Here is a 16524-nt window from a genome sequence, read left to right on the forward strand (position 1 = left end):
AGAATCTATCTTTAATCAAACCCAATTATTAACTAACAAAACCGCATTGTTGGTCTGAAATATGGGGAGTATTACAGCCTTCAGTAAAAACAAGCCTGAGAAGGTGAGGTCTCTAGAGAAAGGATATAATAACAGAATAATTAACACTATCAATGGTTATGGTACTATACTTGTGCTTATTGCTTTTCTAGGTGTGCTACTGTCTCTGTATGATGCTTCTAAATATGGTAAATAAGTGCTTTTTTTTAATTAGAAGCAGGTGACCGCTCTTGCAGGTAACTCTGGAATGGGGCAGTTTGATTCATGGCTAAAAGTAAAGTGGGCGAAAAGGCCTTTACATTCGCCGTCCGAGCAACTATATTATACGCTTCAGCAAAGCGGAAATGGCAATTCGTTGTAGCCGATCAATTCTTCAGGTCCGCCACAAGTATAGGTGCAAATATCCGAGAAGCATCCGCTACGGTAAGCAGAAAAGACTTTGCCAACAAAATGGCGATTGCTTCAAAAGAGGCGAGAGAATCCCTTTATTGAATCGAAATATTCCCATCATAACCATTCTGGATTTGCACAGCGAATCCCTTGACGATCTTCACGATCGATGTTCCGAATTATGCCGAATACTTGCCGCAATTGTTAAAACGGTCGGAAAAAGGTCTTTCAACAAGGAACCCTAACTGAGACCTTAACCCTAAGACCTAAGAACTTTGTTCCACCCAATCGCCATGCTCCTTGATCAACTCCTCGAGCTCATCCAGGGCGCACTCTGCAGGAATGTTGCGCTTCACGACCTCCTTTTCTTTGTACAGGGTGATCTTGCCGGGACCCGTTCCAACGTAGCCGTAGTCGGCATCGGCCATTTCGCCTGGGCCATTCACGATGCAGCCCATGATGCCGATCTTAACGCCTTTCAAGTGATCGGTACGGGCGCGTATCTTCGCGGTGGTTTCTTGCAAATCGAACAGCGTGCGGCCGCAACTAGGACAGCTGATGTACTCCGTTTTACTGATGCGCGTACGCGTGGCCTGTAGAATACCGAACAGCGTGGCGTTCACCATTTTCGCCGATAGACGGGCGTCGGTTTCGACCCACACCCCATCGCCCATGCCGTCCACGAGCAGCGCTCCGAGGTCGGTAGCCGAAAACAACTGAAAATCTTCTACGCCTACGGCGCGATAGGCACGTTGGATCACTACAGGAACATCGACCTGGCGGTTCATCAATTCAAAGAAAGCCCTCCTTTGCTCGGCCATGCCATGCCGGTTCGAAGTCTCGAGCACGAGGACACAGTGCGCATCGGCCCGTAGGGCCATAATCAGCTCTTCATTGAATAAGTCGTTCAACGTTGCGCGCACGAAGTTCATTTCCGGACTGCGTGGGTGGTCGCTCAAATACTGCTCGGGGGTCAAGAGCGCGTAGTGGCGGGGGCGCATCTGCCAGAACTGCGCGTTCTGCACGATACCCAGTGTTCCGGGAATTTCAAAATCGACTTCGCACTCGCCTACGTAGGCAAAATCGCAGGCCTGATCGGCCATGTTCCATTTATCGAGCGGCACGCTGTAGGTGTATCCGCCCGGGAACAAGGTCGCCTCGGTAATTTTTTCCCGCTCGCTGAAGTCCGCGAACACCACCGGCGCATGGTGATCGCCGATATTGCCTACCGCATGAGTTTTACGGCGTTCGTACTCGAAAGGATTAAAAGGAATATCGCTCAACGGCGCAATAGGTTCGTGAACGGCTCTATCGTTGTAGCGTTGGGCCAATCGGCGCGCTACGGGAATTTCTTCCTCGGGCTCTTCGGTCAGCGATACGCGAATGGTATCGCCCAAGCCATCTTCGAGCAGGGTGCCGATACCTACGGCCGATTTGATGCGTCCGTCCTCACCTTCGCCGGCTTCCGTAACACCGAGATGCAGCGGATAATCCATGCCCTCGTTGTAGAAGTAGTGCATGAGCAAGCGGTAGGCCTGCACCATCACCTGCGGATTACTCGTTTTCATGCTAAGCACGATGTCGTGGTATTCGTGATCGCGGCAAATACGCAAGAACTCCATAGCCGACTCGACCATGCCTTTTGGCGTATCGCCATAGCGACTCAAAATGCGGTCGCTCAGCGAACCGTGGTTAGTTCCGATGCGCATAGCCGTACCGTGTTCTTTGCACAGCTTTACCAAAGGCTCAAAGCGCTTGCGAATACGCTCGAGTTCGGCTGCGTAGCTTTCATCGGTGTATTCGATCTCCTCAAATTTCTTCTTATCGGCGTAGTTCCCGGGGTTTACCCGCACTTTTTCAACGATTCCGGCCGCGATCTCCGCCGCATTGGGCGTAAAATGAATATCGGCCACTAACGGCGTCGTGTATCCGCGCTCGCGCAGCTGCTCTTTGATGGGCCGTAAATTCTCGGCATCGCGCTTACCGGGTGCCGTAATGCGCACCAGCTCACAGCCGGCATCGATCATGCGGATCGACTGCTCCACCGTTCCTTCGGTGTCCATGGTATCGGTGGTGGTCATCGACTGCAAACGAATGGGGTTATCGCCCCCAAACCCGACTTCACCGATCTTTACTTCACGAGTTTTGAATCGCTTGTACTCGAACAAGTTCTCACAATAGCGATACGCCTCTGGTGTCATTGACAAATTTTATTGAACCACGATCTTCTCGGTGCGAACCTCCTGTCCGGAAGTCACTTGAAGTAGATATAGCCCTGCGGGCTGATGCGCCAAGTCGACCTCCCATCGGTACTCCAGGCGAGGTTCGACCGTTTCCTCCGCAACCACTCGCCCCTGGAGGTCGGTGATCTTCATGGAGACCCTATCGGCCCGCGGAAGGGCGTAATCGACCCAAAACACATCCGCGGTTGGATTTGGATAAACCTGCAACCACATCGATTGTTCTTCGGCTACGCTAAAGCCCGAACTTACGGTAAACTCATAATCGTGCCGCGTTCCAAAATCGGGCTTGAATACCTTCAATATATCCCCCTCCAACGATCGCAGACGGCAATAGCCCGAGCCTTCGTTATCGGCCCACCAACTCAGTCCGTTTTTTCCGCTGTCGTTCAGTCTAAAGTGATAACAGCCCGGAGTCAGGTCAAACGTGTCGCGATAAAGCGTGTTGCTCAACAGGTTGTTGCCCGAGTACAACACGGTGCCATAAACGTCTTCTATGGTCCAGCTGGTCTGATAGCCTGTTAAATTCGTGCGCAGTTCCAAGTAGATGTCACCGGTGTGGTCCGGTACAATATCAATACTGCGCTCCTGGCGATCGTTCCAGGGTGTTCCGTCTAATCCTTGACCGTTCACGTCGACGATCTCCACAAAAAAGGACGAGGGATACAGCGTGCCGGTATACTCAATGCCCAACTCTACTATGGCGCTTTCGCCGTAGGCTAGGTTACCGGTCCACGTTTGGGTGTGGATACCGCCTCCACCGGCAAAATTGAATTGTACGCTGGTGAGGGGTGTGGTTCCGTAGTTTTTAAGTTCGATCATTGCATCGCCACAAACGGGATTCATTCGTCGGAATTCTTCGTGACGGCTCGGCGCCAATACCTCTTCAATGGCGGCGTCCAAGGTGCGATTGTGCGCCCCGTATTGAAACAGTATGGCGCTAAAGGTATAGCTCGGCGTCTGCGCACCGGTCCAGCTGTAGTTTTGAATGCCCAAATCCACTTCGTGTGTTTGACTTGGTGTCACATGAGGTGTCAACTCGTGCCAATAACCCGTCGCCTTGGTTCCAGGACACCAATTGGCTCGATCGTACAGCCAGGTTCCCCCTTGCGGATAAATGGGATTGAGTCCACAGTCATCGCGCCACATCGACTGCACCACATGCTGGGTTCCGTCGACATACACGTAGTAGTTCCGCTCGCAGAATTCGGCACAGTACACACTATTGTTGAATCCGTGTCCGCTAGTGATCACCCGCATGGCCGCACTTTGCATGTTCGGATCCATAGCAATATCGTGCGGGGTCAGGTACAGCGTATCCACCGCGAGTTGATTTTGATATCCAAAGCTCCTGTTGACCAAATTCGTCACCGAGAGCACATCGCGCGGGGGAGCCCCCTCGATCAGGTAGAACTTCACCGTGACCGAAAACCCGCTCGACCACCCGCTGTAATGGGCTCGTATGCGGACCGAATCGTGCAGCAAGGTCTGATAGTCCGTAACATCGTAGTAAAAGCGATGACTCCAGTTGTTGTTGTAGCCCTGCTGGCCATTCGCCATGTACCCGCCGTACGGCGTAATGGCCCTGCCCAGCTCGTACGAATCGAACAGCTCGAACACGTTCCAGGTAGTATCGATGACTCCACCGACCGTATCGATGCTGGCCACGGTAGAGTCGAAAATACCGGTGGGTAATTGCGCTTGGATTTGAGTGGTATAATCCCAATCGGAACAGCCACCGCTGGCACAGCCCATTTCGTATTCCATCACGACCTTTCCGTAGGAATTACCGGTCGGAAACTCGACCCACTCGTCGTAATCTCCATACCAGGTCATGTCGACGGCCTGATGTGCGGTAATAAGCGTGGTATCGCCGGGGGCTGCCTCAACGGCAGGAACGACAACTAAAACGATAAAGACAAGGGAGAGTAAACGATTGATCATTCTTCTTTTTTTGATTCTACTTCGGTGACGCCACCGGAAACAATGAATTTCATGATATCGGTGGAGTTCGCGTCGACCTTTTTAATATAGGAGGCCGGCACGAGAAAGAGCTGGCCGCTGATCGCATAACTGTGGGGTACGTAGACGGCAATAAGGTCGTTATCGACCCCTATTCGATTCAAGTCGTCTTCGGTAACAAAGCCGAGACGCTCAATAGAGGAGTTCTCGTAAAGTTTTATTCTGACCGGTCTGTTAAACGCCCTTTTGGACCCCACCAAGCCTTGAACCATGTCTTTCATGGAAGTGTAAATGAGCTTCACCAAGGGCGCCTTGGTGAAAAAATTCTCGAGAAAGGAGACCACCGGAAGGGTGATCAAGTACGAGCCGATCCAGCCGATCAAGGTAACCACCACCAACAGCGAAAGGATCCCAAGACCCGGATACTCAAAGGGCAACCAGCCATCGAGTACCACAAAACTTTGGTAGAGCACATAAATGGTGACTCCGATCGGAACAAGGTACAGCAGACCCTGCAGAAAATAATTGGCTAGTGACTTCACAGCACTAAGATAACCAATTAACCCAAACCCTATTTATTTTGAAAAAAGTTATTGCTTTATTATTTCTATTTCTCGCCCCGTTGTTCATGTGGGCACAGGAAGATGACGACGATGGCGAAAGTGACGAACTCAAGTACATGATGGTCGAGCTCAACTACATTAGGCCGAAAATCGGCAGCGAGAAGGTCTTTATTGAAGCGGTTAAAAAACACAATGCCAAGTATCATACCGAAGCACCATACACCGGTTTTCTGTGGTACATCCGCACCGGGGAAAATGCGGGATGGTTCGTATGGGGCATGGGGCCGATGATATTTTCGGACCTCGATGACGCGCCCGGAGAAGGAGCGCATATGGAAGACTGGGCCAAATCAGTAGCCCCACACGTTGCTCAATATGGACACGTAGAGAACCGGGTCTATAAAGATGCATGGTCGTATTCCGATGGAAAATCCAACGCCAAGCAAATCGTTTGGATCATGGACATACAGGACGGCAAGCGCGATCAATTCGATGCCTTCATGAAATCGGTGACCTGCATAAGGCAGAAGAAAAAGAATTCGCGGGCTGGTCGGGTTCATTTACCGGCTCGGGACGAGAAGTTGCGCTGGTAATACCATTCGATAAGTACGCATGGTTCGACATGGACGACTGGGATATCGAAGAAGCCTTCGACGAAATGTACGGTGACGATGCCTGGGAAATGGGCATGGAAATGATGGACGAGATCACTGAAAGTGAAACCGAGGCGATCTGGGAGCGCGTAGAGTAATGACACCAACGAATCTGTTAAAACCCCGCCATTGAGCGGGGGTTTTTATTGGAGTTCGGCCTGCACCTTCTTGGGCAGGCTGGCGAAAATGAGGCCGTAGGAATCTTTGATCCATCCGCCGATGATCTCCGGGTCGATGGACCCGTCCATGATGACCTGATTCCAGAATTTCTTGTTCAAATGCCAGCCCGGCTCAACGGCAGGGTACTGTGCGCGAGTTTCGAGTACATTTTCCGGGGTCATTTTCAGCGAGATCTGCGCCGGGGTTTTCTCGAGCGGTAGAAAGGCGAATATCTTGTTGCCGACACGCATGACCAGCGTGTGTTGGTCAAAGGGGAAATCTTCCGTAACATGGGGCAAGGACAAACACGCTTCTCGTAACTTTTCGTAATGCATATCTCGTATTTTTTAACCTCGATCTAACAAAATTCATTTTTTTTCTGAAGAAATTGGGGTTTCTTCGTCTAAGAAAGACATTTTCTCATGAGTGACAGACTGAAAGTACTTACCGACAAGATTTACCACGAGGGTATTGAGAAGGCGCAGAAAGAGAGCGATCGATTGCTCGAGCAAGCCAGGCAAGGGGCCTCAGAGATTCGCTCCAACGCCGAAAGGGAACGCGTAGCGCTGATCGAAAAAACGGAATCGGAAATGGAGAACTACCGAAAGAAAGTTCTGGCCGAGATCCGCATGAGCACTCGTAAAACGGCCAATGCGATCAAGAAACAGCTTCACGAAATGCTGGTCGAAAAGGCGATTCGGCGTCCGGCCCAAGAGAGCTTGCGCGATCCGAAGGTGATGAGCGAGATTCTCAAGGCAGCAGCCGGAGCGCTCACCCGCGACGGAAGCGGCGGCTGGCAGCTCGAAGTGTCGGACGAAATGCACCGACTTATCCATTCGGCCGTTGAGGCCGCAGAACACAATATACTCACCGAGGGTGTGACCCTACAGGGCGGTGGTGAACATGCGGGCGGATTCGTTATTCGGGAGGAGGACGGGGCGTATAAGATCGTTTTTGACGAAGCTACTTTTGTCGAATTTCTGAGCCAGTTCCTGAAGTTTGAAACCCGGAATTTGCTCGAAGAATGAAGTACTACGGCCTAATAAGCGGGCTTCCGACCCTCAAAATTCAAGGCGCTGCGGATCCGTCCGCAGCTGAGCTGAGGACGCTGCTCGATCAGTATACCGAGGGGCGCGACGCGGAGGTCGTGCGCCATTTCTTTTTCCAGTGGGATTTGACGAACTACAACGCTCATGTGCAGGAGAAGGACTGGTGGATAGAAGGCGGAAATATGGATCGCGAAGAGATCGCCAAGTGGTTCGAGAAGGACCGAGCCCCAGGAACGCCGTTTAGCGAGGAGGCTCCGACCGCATTGGGTGAGCGCAAGAGCGATATTCAGCGGATCCAGGATCATTGGGAAACCTATTACCGGGTCATGAGCGAATTGTCGGGCGGCGAGCTCGATGCCTTTCTGGTAGCCGATAAAACCCTCAAGAATTTTTTTAAGGGCTACTTGGAGCGCAAGATCGAAGCCAAGGTCGGGGTGCATTACCTTTCTGGCGGACATTTCGATCGGTTTAGCTACGACAAACTCGTGATCGCCGACATCCAGGCCGAGTACCCGCAACTGGCCCAGTTGCTCAGTTTTTTTGAGGAACCCGACCCCTTTGAACGCGAGCAAAAGATGCTCGAGGTCAAGTGGAACTTCTTGGACTACATGGCTTTTTTCGATCCCTTCGGGATGAAGGGTTTGTTTACGTGGCTGATGAAGTATCTGGACCTCGCCAAGTGGGCACAAAACGATGCCGAGCGAGGTGTTGAATACGTCCGCGAATTCGAAGAACTCATTGTGAATCAAATACCGAGCACTTTATGAAAACGCGCGGAATCATTAAAGGAATCATCGCCAACCTACTGATGGTAGAGGCCGATAATGCCGTTGGTCAAAACGAGATCTGCAGCATTGCCCTCAAGGGCGCCGAGCTCATGGGCGAGGTCATCAAGATCAAAGGAAAAACGGCTTATGTGCAGGTGTTCGATAGCACGCGCGGATTGCGTGTGGGTACCGAGGTGACCTTCACCGGCGCCATGCTCGAGGTGACCCTGGGTCCTGGAATGCTGTCGAAGAACTACGATGGATTGCAGAACGACCTCGAAGAGATCGAGGGCTTGTTCCTGGACCGCGGTTCAAGGTCCAGGGCCTTTGATCCGGCAGCGCATTGGGATTTTCATCCGGCCGTTGAGGCCGCCCAAAAAGTGGTTGCCGGAAGCTGGCTGGGCGAAGTCGATGAAAACGGTTTGGCGCACAAGATCATGGCGCCGTTTACGCTCGAGGGCGAATGGACGGTAAAAAGCGTGGCGGCCCAGGGAAGTTATACCGGCGAGGACACGGTGGCCGTGCTGGAGCGCGAGGGCGAAGAGCGCGAGGTGAATATGATCCAGACCTGGTCGGTAAAGGTGCCGTTACAGCGCTTCAAGGATAAGCCACGACCGAGTCGATTACTCGAGACCGGTGTGCGCACCATTGATAGCTTGAATCCCATGCTCGAGGGTGGGATCGGTTTTATTCCGGGCCCGTTCGGTTCGGGCAAGACCGTGTTGCAGCACGCTATTTCGAAGCAGGCGCAGGCCGATGTGGTGATCGTGGCGGCCTGTGGCGAGCGAGCGAACGAGGTGGTCGAGATCTTTAAGGAGTTTCCGGAGCTCGACGATCCACGCACAGGCAAAAAACTGATGGACCGCACCATCATCATCGCCAACACATCGAACATGCCGGTTGCGGCGCGCGAGGCTTCGGTTTATACGGCCATGACGCTGGGCGAATACTACCGCCAAATGGGGATGAAGGTACTGCTGCTGGCCGACTCGACTAGTCGATGGGCACAGGCCCTGCGCGAAATGAGTAACCGCTTGGAGGACCTGCCGGGCCCCGATGCTTTTCCGATGGACCTCTCGGCGATCATCTCGAACTTTTACGCCCGGGCGGGTCGCGTTCAACTGCACAACGGCGAGTACGGATCCATCACCTTTATTGGAACCGTATCGCCGGCCGGAGGTAACCTCAAAGAGCCCGTGACGGAGTCCACCAAAAAGGCCACGCGTTGTTTTTACGCGCTGGCGCAAAAGCGGGCCGATGGAAAACGCTATCCGGCTATCGACCCCATCATGAGCTATTCGAAATACCTCGAATATCCCGAGTTCCAGCGCTATGCCCAAGAGCATATCTCAGAGCACTATACAGACGCCGTTCAGGAAATGAAGAACCTACTGCAACGCGGTGGTGAATCGAACGACCAAATCAATATTCTGGGAGACGATGGCGTGCCGCTCGAATACCACGTTCATTTTTGGCGCGCCGAGCTGATCGATTTCGTAATGCTGCAGCAAGATGCCTTCGACGATATCGATGCCATGACGCCCATGGCGCGACAAATGGAAATGGTGGACCTCGTGCTCGATATTTGTCGGCGCGACTTCCCCTTTGAGCACTTCGAAGAAGTTTCGGGCTTTTTTAAAAAGCTGATCAACGACGGAAGGCAACTCAACTACACGGCCTACGAATCACAGGAATATAACGAGCGCAAAGCGGCCATGGAGACCACTGTTCGCGAACGCGCCGAAACCGTAAATGCCTGATCATGGAACTACCGAAGCACTATACCGCTATTAAAAATATGACCAAGGCCATCTGTACCTTGGAGGCCGATGGTGTGGGGAACGAAGAACTGGCCTTGGTGGGTGGGCGACTCGCACAGGTGGTCAAGATCATCGACCGCGAAGTTACCCTGCAGGTGTTCGGCGGAACCGAGGGTTTGTTTACCGATGCCGAGACGGTTTTTTTGGGCAAGGCACCCACCCTAAAAGTAGGCGACGACCTCATCGGTCGGTTCTTTAACGGATACGGCGAACCCATCGACGATGGACCTGAGCTCATGGGCCGGGAGATCGAGATCGGTGGACCTACGATAAATCCAGTCCGACGCCAGCAGCCTTTTCAATTGATCGCCACGGGGATCGCGGGGATCGACCTCAATAACACCTTGGTGGCCGGACAAAAGATCCCTTTTTTCGCCAACAGCGACCAGCCGTACAATGAAGTGATGGCCACAGTGGCCCTAAGGGCCGAGGCCGACAAGATCATCTTGGGCGGAATGGGCCTCACCAACGACGACTACCTTTACTTTAAACAACTCTTCGAGGAAGAAGGCGTGCTCGACAAGATCGTGAGCTTCGTGAACACGACCGAGAACCCGCCCCTCGAGCGACTGCTGGTGCCCGATATGGCCCTCAGCGCCGCCGAGTATTTCGCCGTTGAAAAAAACGAGAATGTTCTTGTACTGTTGACCGACATGACCCTGTACGCCGATGCACTGAGTATCGTGAGTAACCGGATGGACCAGATTCCATCAAAGGACTCCATGCCCGGGTCACTGTACTCGGACCTCGCCCGTTTGTACGAAAAGGCGGCTCAATTTCCGGAAGGCGGCTCCATCACCATCGTCGCGGTGACCACACTCAGCGAGGGCGACATCACCCACGCCATCCCCGACAATACCGGTTATATTACGGAAGGGCAGCTCTTCCTGCGGAAGGATGTGGAAGTGGGCAAGGTCATTGTAGACCCGTTCCGCAGTTTGAGCCGACTCAAACAATTGGTGATCGGTAAGCAAACCAGATCAGACCACCCGCAGGTGATGAACGCCGCGGTCCGACTCTACGCCGATGCCGCCAACGCCCGTACCAAACTCGAAAACGGGTTCGACCTCACCGATTACGACCAGCGGACACTCAACTTCGCCCGGGAGTACTCGAAATTGATCTTGAGCATTGATGTGCAGTTGACCACTGAATCCATGCTCGACAAAACGTGGGAGCTTTTCAGCAAGTACTTTAACGTCGAAGAGCTCGGAATCAAAGCTGAATTCACCGAAAAATACTACAAGGGCTAATGGCATTTCAATTTCAGTACAACAAGACCTCTCTGAACGACCTGGGCAAGCAGCTCAAGGTGCGCGAAGGGGCTTTGCCCATACTGAAGAATAAAGAGAGTGCCCTACGAGCCGAGGTTATTAAGCACAAAGCCCAGCTTAAATCCGCCGAATCGGAACACCAAGGCGTTCGCGACGAAGGAACCGAGCTTCTCGAACTCATTGGTCGATTCCCCATTGAACGAGTAGCGATCGATACGGTCGACATTGAAATGCGCAAGATCGCCGGTGTGGCCATACCGGTCTTCCGCGACGTTCAACTCAAGTTTTTAGAAATTCTTTGGCACGAAGCACCACACTGGTATCCGGATGTCTATGCCTACCTCGAGCGCGAAGCCGTGGAGACCGTAAAACTCGAACTGGCCAAACGTCAACTCGCCATCCTCGAGCGCGAACGCAAGCGTACCACGCAAAAGGTGAACTTGTATGAGAAGGTGCAAATCCCCGAACTGCGCGACGCCATCAAAAAGATCAAACGCTTTTTGGAGGATAAAGAGAACCTGTCGAAAGCCGCACAAAAGATCGTCAAATCGCGAAAAGTGGAAGCATGATCGCACCGATGCTCAAATATGAAACCCTAGCCTTTCATCGCGACGCGGAGCATTTGCTTGCTATGCTGAAGCACCTGGGTGTGGTGCACATCAAAAAACTCAAGCACGACCCCGAGGGCCACTTGGCCCGGCTCAAAAGCGTAAAGCTCCACCTCAAACAAGAGCGCAATCGGTTCGAGCGACTCGTCCCTAAGGAACCCCTGAAGCACTCCTCGGCACTGCCCAATTTTGATATCCAGCTGCTCGTCGAATACCTCGAAGAGCTCAAGCAGCTGGTCAAGGTGATTCCCCGCCTCGAAGAAGAGGAATTCCACGTGCGCCACTTCGGAAGCTACGACGCCCAAAAGATCGCCGCCTTGCGCGAACACGGTCTCTACCTCCACCTTTTCTCTACGGGCATCGGAAAAATGAAGTCCGAGTGGTCCAATAAATACGCCGTTGAGCAGCTCTTCGAAACCGGGCGTAAATGCTTCTTCATCGTCGCAAGCGATCACCCGAGCCCCCCGGGCATTAAAGCCCAGCGCGAAGAATTTCCCGAGCGTTCCTCAGTCGAGGTCTCCCATCAATTGAATGATCTGCGCCTGCGGCGCGATATGCTTCGCCAATCCCTTTTTGACCAGCAAAACGCCATTCGCGAACACCTTGATCGGAAAGATCTCGAGGCAAAAGACCAACTTCAAGAGGTCAACGCCAAGGATCAACTCGTACACATGGGTTTCGGCAAAGTCCTGATGCTCAAAGGTTGGATTCCGGCCAAAAAGGCCGAGGTGCTCGAAGCGGCTCTCGACGCTGCCGATTACTATTACGAACGCACCAAGCCCGAGCCCAGCGATGCCCCACCCGTAAAACTCGAGAATAAAAAACTCGGACGGTGGTTCGAACCCATCACCGGACTCTTTGCCCTGCCCGATTACCACGAGCTCGACCTCACGCCCTTCTTTGCGCCCTTCTTCCTGCTTTTCTTTGGTTTCTGCTTGGGCGATGGCGGCTACGGGCTCCTTTTGTTTCTTGTATTGCTGGCTATTCGCAAAAAAATACCCCCCGCTTACAAAGGCGTGTGGGCCCTCGCTCTTGCATTGGAAGCCGTGGCCTTTCCGGTCGGAATCATCGCCGGGACTTTCTTCGGCATCAACCTCTTCGATACCGATGTACCGGGCCTCATCGCCCTGCGCCCCATCATGCTCAACGCCGACGCACTCTTCACCGCCGCACTCATCATCGGTGCCTTGCAAATCTTCTTTGGCCTCATCCTCAAGATCATTAACCAATGGCGCCAATTCGGATTTGCCTATGCCTTTTCACCCTTCGGGTGGATGCTACTCCTCACCGGCCTCGGGTGGGGCTACCTCGGGACGTTCGACCTCGTGCAGACCATCCTCAGCTGGACCGGAGTCGGCCTCATCGTGATCTTCAGCGACCCTAAAGGCGGGGTATTTACCCGGCTCGGAAAAGGACTGTGGGACCTCTACGGCATCACTGGATTCTTTGGTGATCTGTTGAGCTATATCAGGCTGTTTGCGCTGGGCTTGGCGGGTTCAATACTCGGATTCGTGGTGAACGACATTGCCTTATCGATCTTAGGGAGCCATCCCGTGGCCGGACCTATATTCTTTGTCGTCATGCTCATCGTAGGGCACGGCCTCAACATTTTCATTGCGACATTGGGCGCTTTTGTGCACCCCATGCGCTTGACCTTCGTCGAATTTTACAAAAATGCGGGCTTCTCCGGAGGTGGTGAGGCCTATAACCCATTGAAGAACCTTAAAACCGAAAAATCATCATGACCACAGCAGTAGTACTCGCCTATATAGGCATCGGATTAATGATCGGACTCGCGGGCGTTGGCTCGGCCATCGGCGTATCGATCGGCGGAAAAGCCACCCTCGGCGCACTCAAAAAGAATGAAGAAGCCTTCGGTAGTTATATGCTGCTCAGTGCCCTCCCCGGCACACAAGGGCTTTACGGCTTCGCCGGATTCTTTATCATCAACGGCAAATTGACCGAAATCGCTGAACTCACCATCACCCAAGGGGGCATGGTCTTCGCGGCGGGGCTTGCACTTGGGTTGGTCGGACTCATTTCCGGCATGAAACAAGGTGAAGTCAGCGCCCACGGCATCGAAGGCATCGGCTCGGGATACGATGTATTCGGTAAAACCATGGTGCTGGCGGTATTTCCCGAATTGTACGCCATTGTAGCTTTTGCCGCTACGTTCCTGATCGCGGCGGGGCTCTGATTTTGGCGGTACACCGATAAAGGAGCTACCAATATTTAGAGCATTAAGCGGTGCAGATAAAGGAGCACTCGAACCATGGGTTATACGAAAAATGCCGGGCTAACGCCAACAGAGCTACGATTATCCGGCCCTTGGGTATAGAATAAGCCCGATGTATCCCGGAAACGCATTAGCAAGCCCTCTTGGGTTATCCGCTATATTGATACTGCATAACCCTAGATACTTCCGGCTTCTAAAACGGATATAGTTTAATAAATTAGGCTTATAACAAGTTAGAGCCAATACATTAAAATGAGTGAACTAACCAAGAAAATTGATGAAATGCTATTCGAAATTCATAAGAAAAGATGGATTTCACTTTCAAAGGATGACCCCGGAATTGTGTTTGACGCAAAAGCTAAACTTGCAGCATATAACTTAATTGAAAGACAGAATCAGCATTCTTGGAAACTAACAAGAGAAGGCTACGAAGCTGTAGAACTCGGAGGTTTCGAAGCTTGGGAAGAAGCAAATGATTTGTCAAAATCGGAGAAAAAGAATTCGAATAATTCTAAAGAAAGTGGTGAAAGGCAAATTTTCATCTCACATGCCTCAAAAAATTCTGATTATGGAAATGCACTAGTAGAACTTCTTACTGGGGTAGGTATTGCAAATAACAAAATTGTGTTTACAAGTAACACAGCCTATGGAATTCCAATAGGTGAAAACATTTTCGATTGGTTAAAAAATCGTATCAACGAGAAACCTCATGTCATTTATCTTTTATCAAAGGAGTATTATGACAGCATCGCATGTTTAAACGAAATGGGAGCCGCTTGGGTGGTAGAAAACCAACACACAATGTTGTTTACTCCTAATTTTGATTTAAAGAGTTATGAGTTTCAAAATGGAGCATTGGATCCTAGAAAAATTGGATTTCGCATTAACAATGAAGAGAGATTAACAGAGTTTGTTGAATCATTAAAAGTGACTTTCAAAATATTACCTGGAATGGTATTGGTTAATCAAAAAATAAAAGAGTTCCTTAAAAAGGTAACTGAAATTGAATCTGAAGAAGCGGCAAAAATAAAGAGCACAATTACTGAACCTCCCCAAAAAGCCCAGACTCAAAAAACAGAGACTAATAATGCAAAGAGCGAGCCGATAAAAAATGAAAAAACTGCTCAACGAAAATCAAAAAGTTCATCAAGACTATTTTCTGATTTAAGAGCTGGTAAGCTTAAGACAGAAGAAGTCTTGTTAGTTTATTATATAATTGAAACTGGTCGGTTTAAATTGGGTACTGGTTGGCAAGAACCTCATGAAATTGAAAACATCGAGGCTTGGGAAGACATTAATGAACTAGACAATGTCCTATCTAAGAACTACTCGAAAGCATTGAAAAGATTTGAAATGCGAGCGCTTATAGAGGTTTCAGATTTCACAGGTAGTGGTAACCCAAAAGAGATGGCTTTAATTGATTCCGCTCGTAAAGAATTATTGGACTTGCCAGAGGATGTTGAATCAATCCTTTTAGAAGTCGTTAAGAACAACCCTGCAAAAGAAGAAGATGATTTTCCCTTTTAAAATAAACTGGCTCTAACAATGTGTATAGTGCATAGCACCCTGCGGGTTGCTACGACACCATACACGGAACGTTGGCTGTAATTTGAGAAATTTCGTAAATGGCAAGAATATACGGAACTATAGAATCACTAAAATCCTTAAAATCTGAATTAGATAATAATGGCATTTCCAGATTTAATTCAGTGAAAGAAATTAATGATTTCTTATCAAATTATAATACAGAAAAACTCTCTATTCTCGATAGTGAATCTAAAAAGTTGGAAAGAGAATACATCGACACATGCACTAATCTAAAACAAAAAAATCAACAAAAGGCTGATATTGTCAATTCAGAAACAGAAAAAATTGATAAACGAATTTCTGAGTTACAGACAAAAATTGATTCCATAAACACCAAGAACAATAACTTCTTCAAAAAAATACTTTCAAGTGTAAAATTATATTCTCTTAAAAAACAATCAACTTACTACGTCAAGAATAAAAATAGACTTATAAATTCATCAGTAAAGACTATTAATCGGAATATTGAAAACGATGAACTTTTCATAAAAGAGATCGAAATTGATAAACAAAAAATAATTAATAATCGGGCAAAATATAAAATTGAAATATTAGAAGACACACGAAATATTTTAGAAAGCTCTAGAAATCTAATTTCGGGAGCGATAGGTGAAAATCTAGTTGTAAAAGAAATTAAAAAGCTTCCAGATGATTATGTGCTAATTAATGATTTCAACCTAAGATTTTCACGTCCAATTTTTTACAAGAAGTATAATGAGAGGATTTATTCCATCCAAATAGACCATCTTTTAATTTCAAGAGCTGGCATTTTTATTATAGAAACTAAAAACTGGAGTAAGTCATCTGTTAATTCTCTTAGTCTAAGGTCACCAATCGAACAAATTGAAAGGTCTAATTTTGCTTTGTATGTATTCATTTCGGAAAATATAACTTTATATGACCATCATTGGGGAGAACAAAGAGTTCCGATTCGTAATCTTATTGTAATGATTAATAATAAACCGAGAGGGCAATTTAAATACGTGAGTGTAAAACTGCTGAGAGAATTAAATGATTATATAAAATACTTTGAACCTGTTTTAACAGATAAACAATTTAATAGAATTGTAACTGAATTAAAATAAATATAAACTACAGCCAACAAAGAACTGAGCTAAAATCCAACTCCTAAATCGCTTTATTGTACGTAATTGGATTTATTGATTTGTAAGCGGGA

15 protein-coding genes are annotated in these 16524 nt (G+C 49.6%); 11 read left to right on the forward strand and 4 right to left on the reverse strand.

All coding sequences use genetic code 11. From position 1 onward, the window contains the following. Positions 1 to 318 precede the first annotated feature (318 nt). A complete protein-coding gene (locus J4F31_08975) occupies positions 319 to 531 on the forward strand; it encodes a four helix bundle protein (GenBank protein ID MCE2496689.1) in 213 nt (70 codons plus the stop codon). A 164-nt stretch (positions 532 to 695) separates the two neighbouring features. Here the strand turns inward: J4F31_08975 and ispG are convergent, their stop codons facing one another. From ispG to J4F31_08990, 3 genes are read right to left on the reverse strand one after another with little or no spacing between them, the layout of a single operon-like run. Next, the gene (gene ispG, locus J4F31_08980) at positions 696 to 2630 is read right to left on the reverse strand and encodes a (E)-4-hydroxy-3-methylbut-2-enyl-diphosphate synthase (protein MCE2496690.1); all 1935 of its coding nucleotides are present in this window, start codon (positions 2628 to 2630) and stop codon (positions 696 to 698) included. A gap of 9 nt (positions 2631 to 2639) precedes the next feature. After that, positions 2640 to 4613, reverse strand: a complete 1974-nt coding sequence (locus tag J4F31_08985) for a T9SS type A sorting domain-containing protein (protein MCE2496691.1) — start codon at positions 4611 to 4613, stop codon at positions 2640 to 2642. Next, positions 4610 to 5173: a DUF502 domain-containing protein gene (locus tag J4F31_08990; GenBank protein MCE2496692.1), complete on the reverse strand. Its 564-nt coding sequence runs from the start codon at positions 5171 to 5173 to the stop codon at positions 4610 to 4612. The genes J4F31_08985 and J4F31_08990 overlap by 4 nt, the downstream gene beginning before the upstream one ends. Positions 5174 to 5211: 38 nt before the next feature. Between J4F31_08990 and J4F31_08995 the strand changes: the two genes are divergently transcribed. Then, on the forward strand, positions 5212 to 5787 hold the full coding sequence (locus tag J4F31_08995; protein MCE2496693.1) for a hypothetical protein: 576 nt from the start codon (positions 5212 to 5214) through the stop codon (positions 5785 to 5787). Positions 5788 to 5990: 203 nt separating this feature from the next. On the opposite strand, the gene J4F31_09000 is transcribed toward J4F31_08995, so the two are convergent. Then, positions 5991 to 6341 carry an MmcQ/YjbR family DNA-binding protein gene (locus tag J4F31_09000; protein ID MCE2496694.1) on the reverse strand — a complete coding sequence of 117 codons (351 nt, stop codon included), beginning with the start codon at positions 6339 to 6341 and terminating at the stop codon, positions 5991 to 5993. Positions 6342 to 6428: 87 nt separating this feature from the next. Here J4F31_09000 and J4F31_09005 point away from each other — a divergent pair, with 87 nt between their 5' ends. The 9 genes from J4F31_09005 (at position 6429) to J4F31_09045 (ending at position 16432) form a co-directional block, all read left to right on the forward strand. After that, positions 6429 to 7034, forward strand: coding sequence for a hypothetical protein (locus J4F31_09005; protein MCE2496695.1), 606 nt, complete (start codon positions 6429 to 6431; stop codon positions 7032 to 7034). Then, positions 7031 to 7822, forward strand: a complete 792-nt coding sequence (locus J4F31_09010; protein MCE2496696.1) for a DUF2764 family protein — start codon at positions 7031 to 7033, stop codon at positions 7820 to 7822. Before J4F31_09005 ends, J4F31_09010 begins: the two co-directional genes overlap by 4 nt. Next, positions 7819 to 9582, forward strand: a complete 1764-nt coding sequence (locus J4F31_09015) for a V-type ATP synthase subunit A (GenBank protein ID MCE2496697.1) — start codon at positions 7819 to 7821, stop codon at positions 9580 to 9582. The genes J4F31_09010 and J4F31_09015 overlap by 4 nt, the downstream gene beginning before the upstream one ends. A gap of 2 nt (positions 9583 to 9584) precedes the next feature. Then, positions 9585 to 10895: a V-type ATP synthase subunit B gene (locus tag J4F31_09020; GenBank protein ID MCE2496698.1), complete on the forward strand. Its 1311-nt coding sequence runs from the start codon at positions 9585 to 9587 to the stop codon at positions 10893 to 10895. Next, positions 10895 to 11485, forward strand: coding sequence for a hypothetical protein (locus tag J4F31_09025; protein MCE2496699.1), 591 nt, complete (start codon positions 10895 to 10897; stop codon positions 11483 to 11485). Before J4F31_09020 ends, J4F31_09025 begins: the two co-directional genes overlap by 1 nt. After that, positions 11482 to 13269, forward strand: a complete 1788-nt coding sequence (locus tag J4F31_09030; protein MCE2496700.1) for a hypothetical protein — start codon at positions 11482 to 11484, stop codon at positions 13267 to 13269. The genes J4F31_09025 and J4F31_09030 overlap by 4 nt, the downstream gene beginning before the upstream one ends. Then, on the forward strand, positions 13266 to 13721 hold the full coding sequence (locus tag J4F31_09035) for a hypothetical protein (protein MCE2496701.1): 456 nt from the start codon (positions 13266 to 13268) through the stop codon (positions 13719 to 13721). The genes J4F31_09030 and J4F31_09035 overlap by 4 nt, the downstream gene beginning before the upstream one ends. 291 nt (positions 13722 to 14012) lie before the next feature. Continuing rightward, positions 14013 to 15287: a toll/interleukin-1 receptor domain-containing protein gene (locus J4F31_09040; GenBank protein ID MCE2496702.1), complete on the forward strand. Its 1275-nt coding sequence runs from the start codon at positions 14013 to 14015 to the stop codon at positions 15285 to 15287. 98 nt (positions 15288 to 15385) lie between these two features. Next, positions 15386 to 16432 (forward strand): NERD domain-containing protein, encoded by a 1047-nt coding sequence (locus J4F31_09045; GenBank protein ID MCE2496703.1) that lies wholly within the window; start codon positions 15386 to 15388, stop codon positions 16430 to 16432. The last annotated feature ends 92 nt before the right edge of the window (positions 16433 to 16524 follow it).

This window comes from Flavobacteriales bacterium (assembly GCA_021296215.1).
Classification (GTDB): Bacteria; Bacteroidota; Bacteroidia; order Flavobacteriales; family ECT2AJA-044; genus ECT2AJA-044.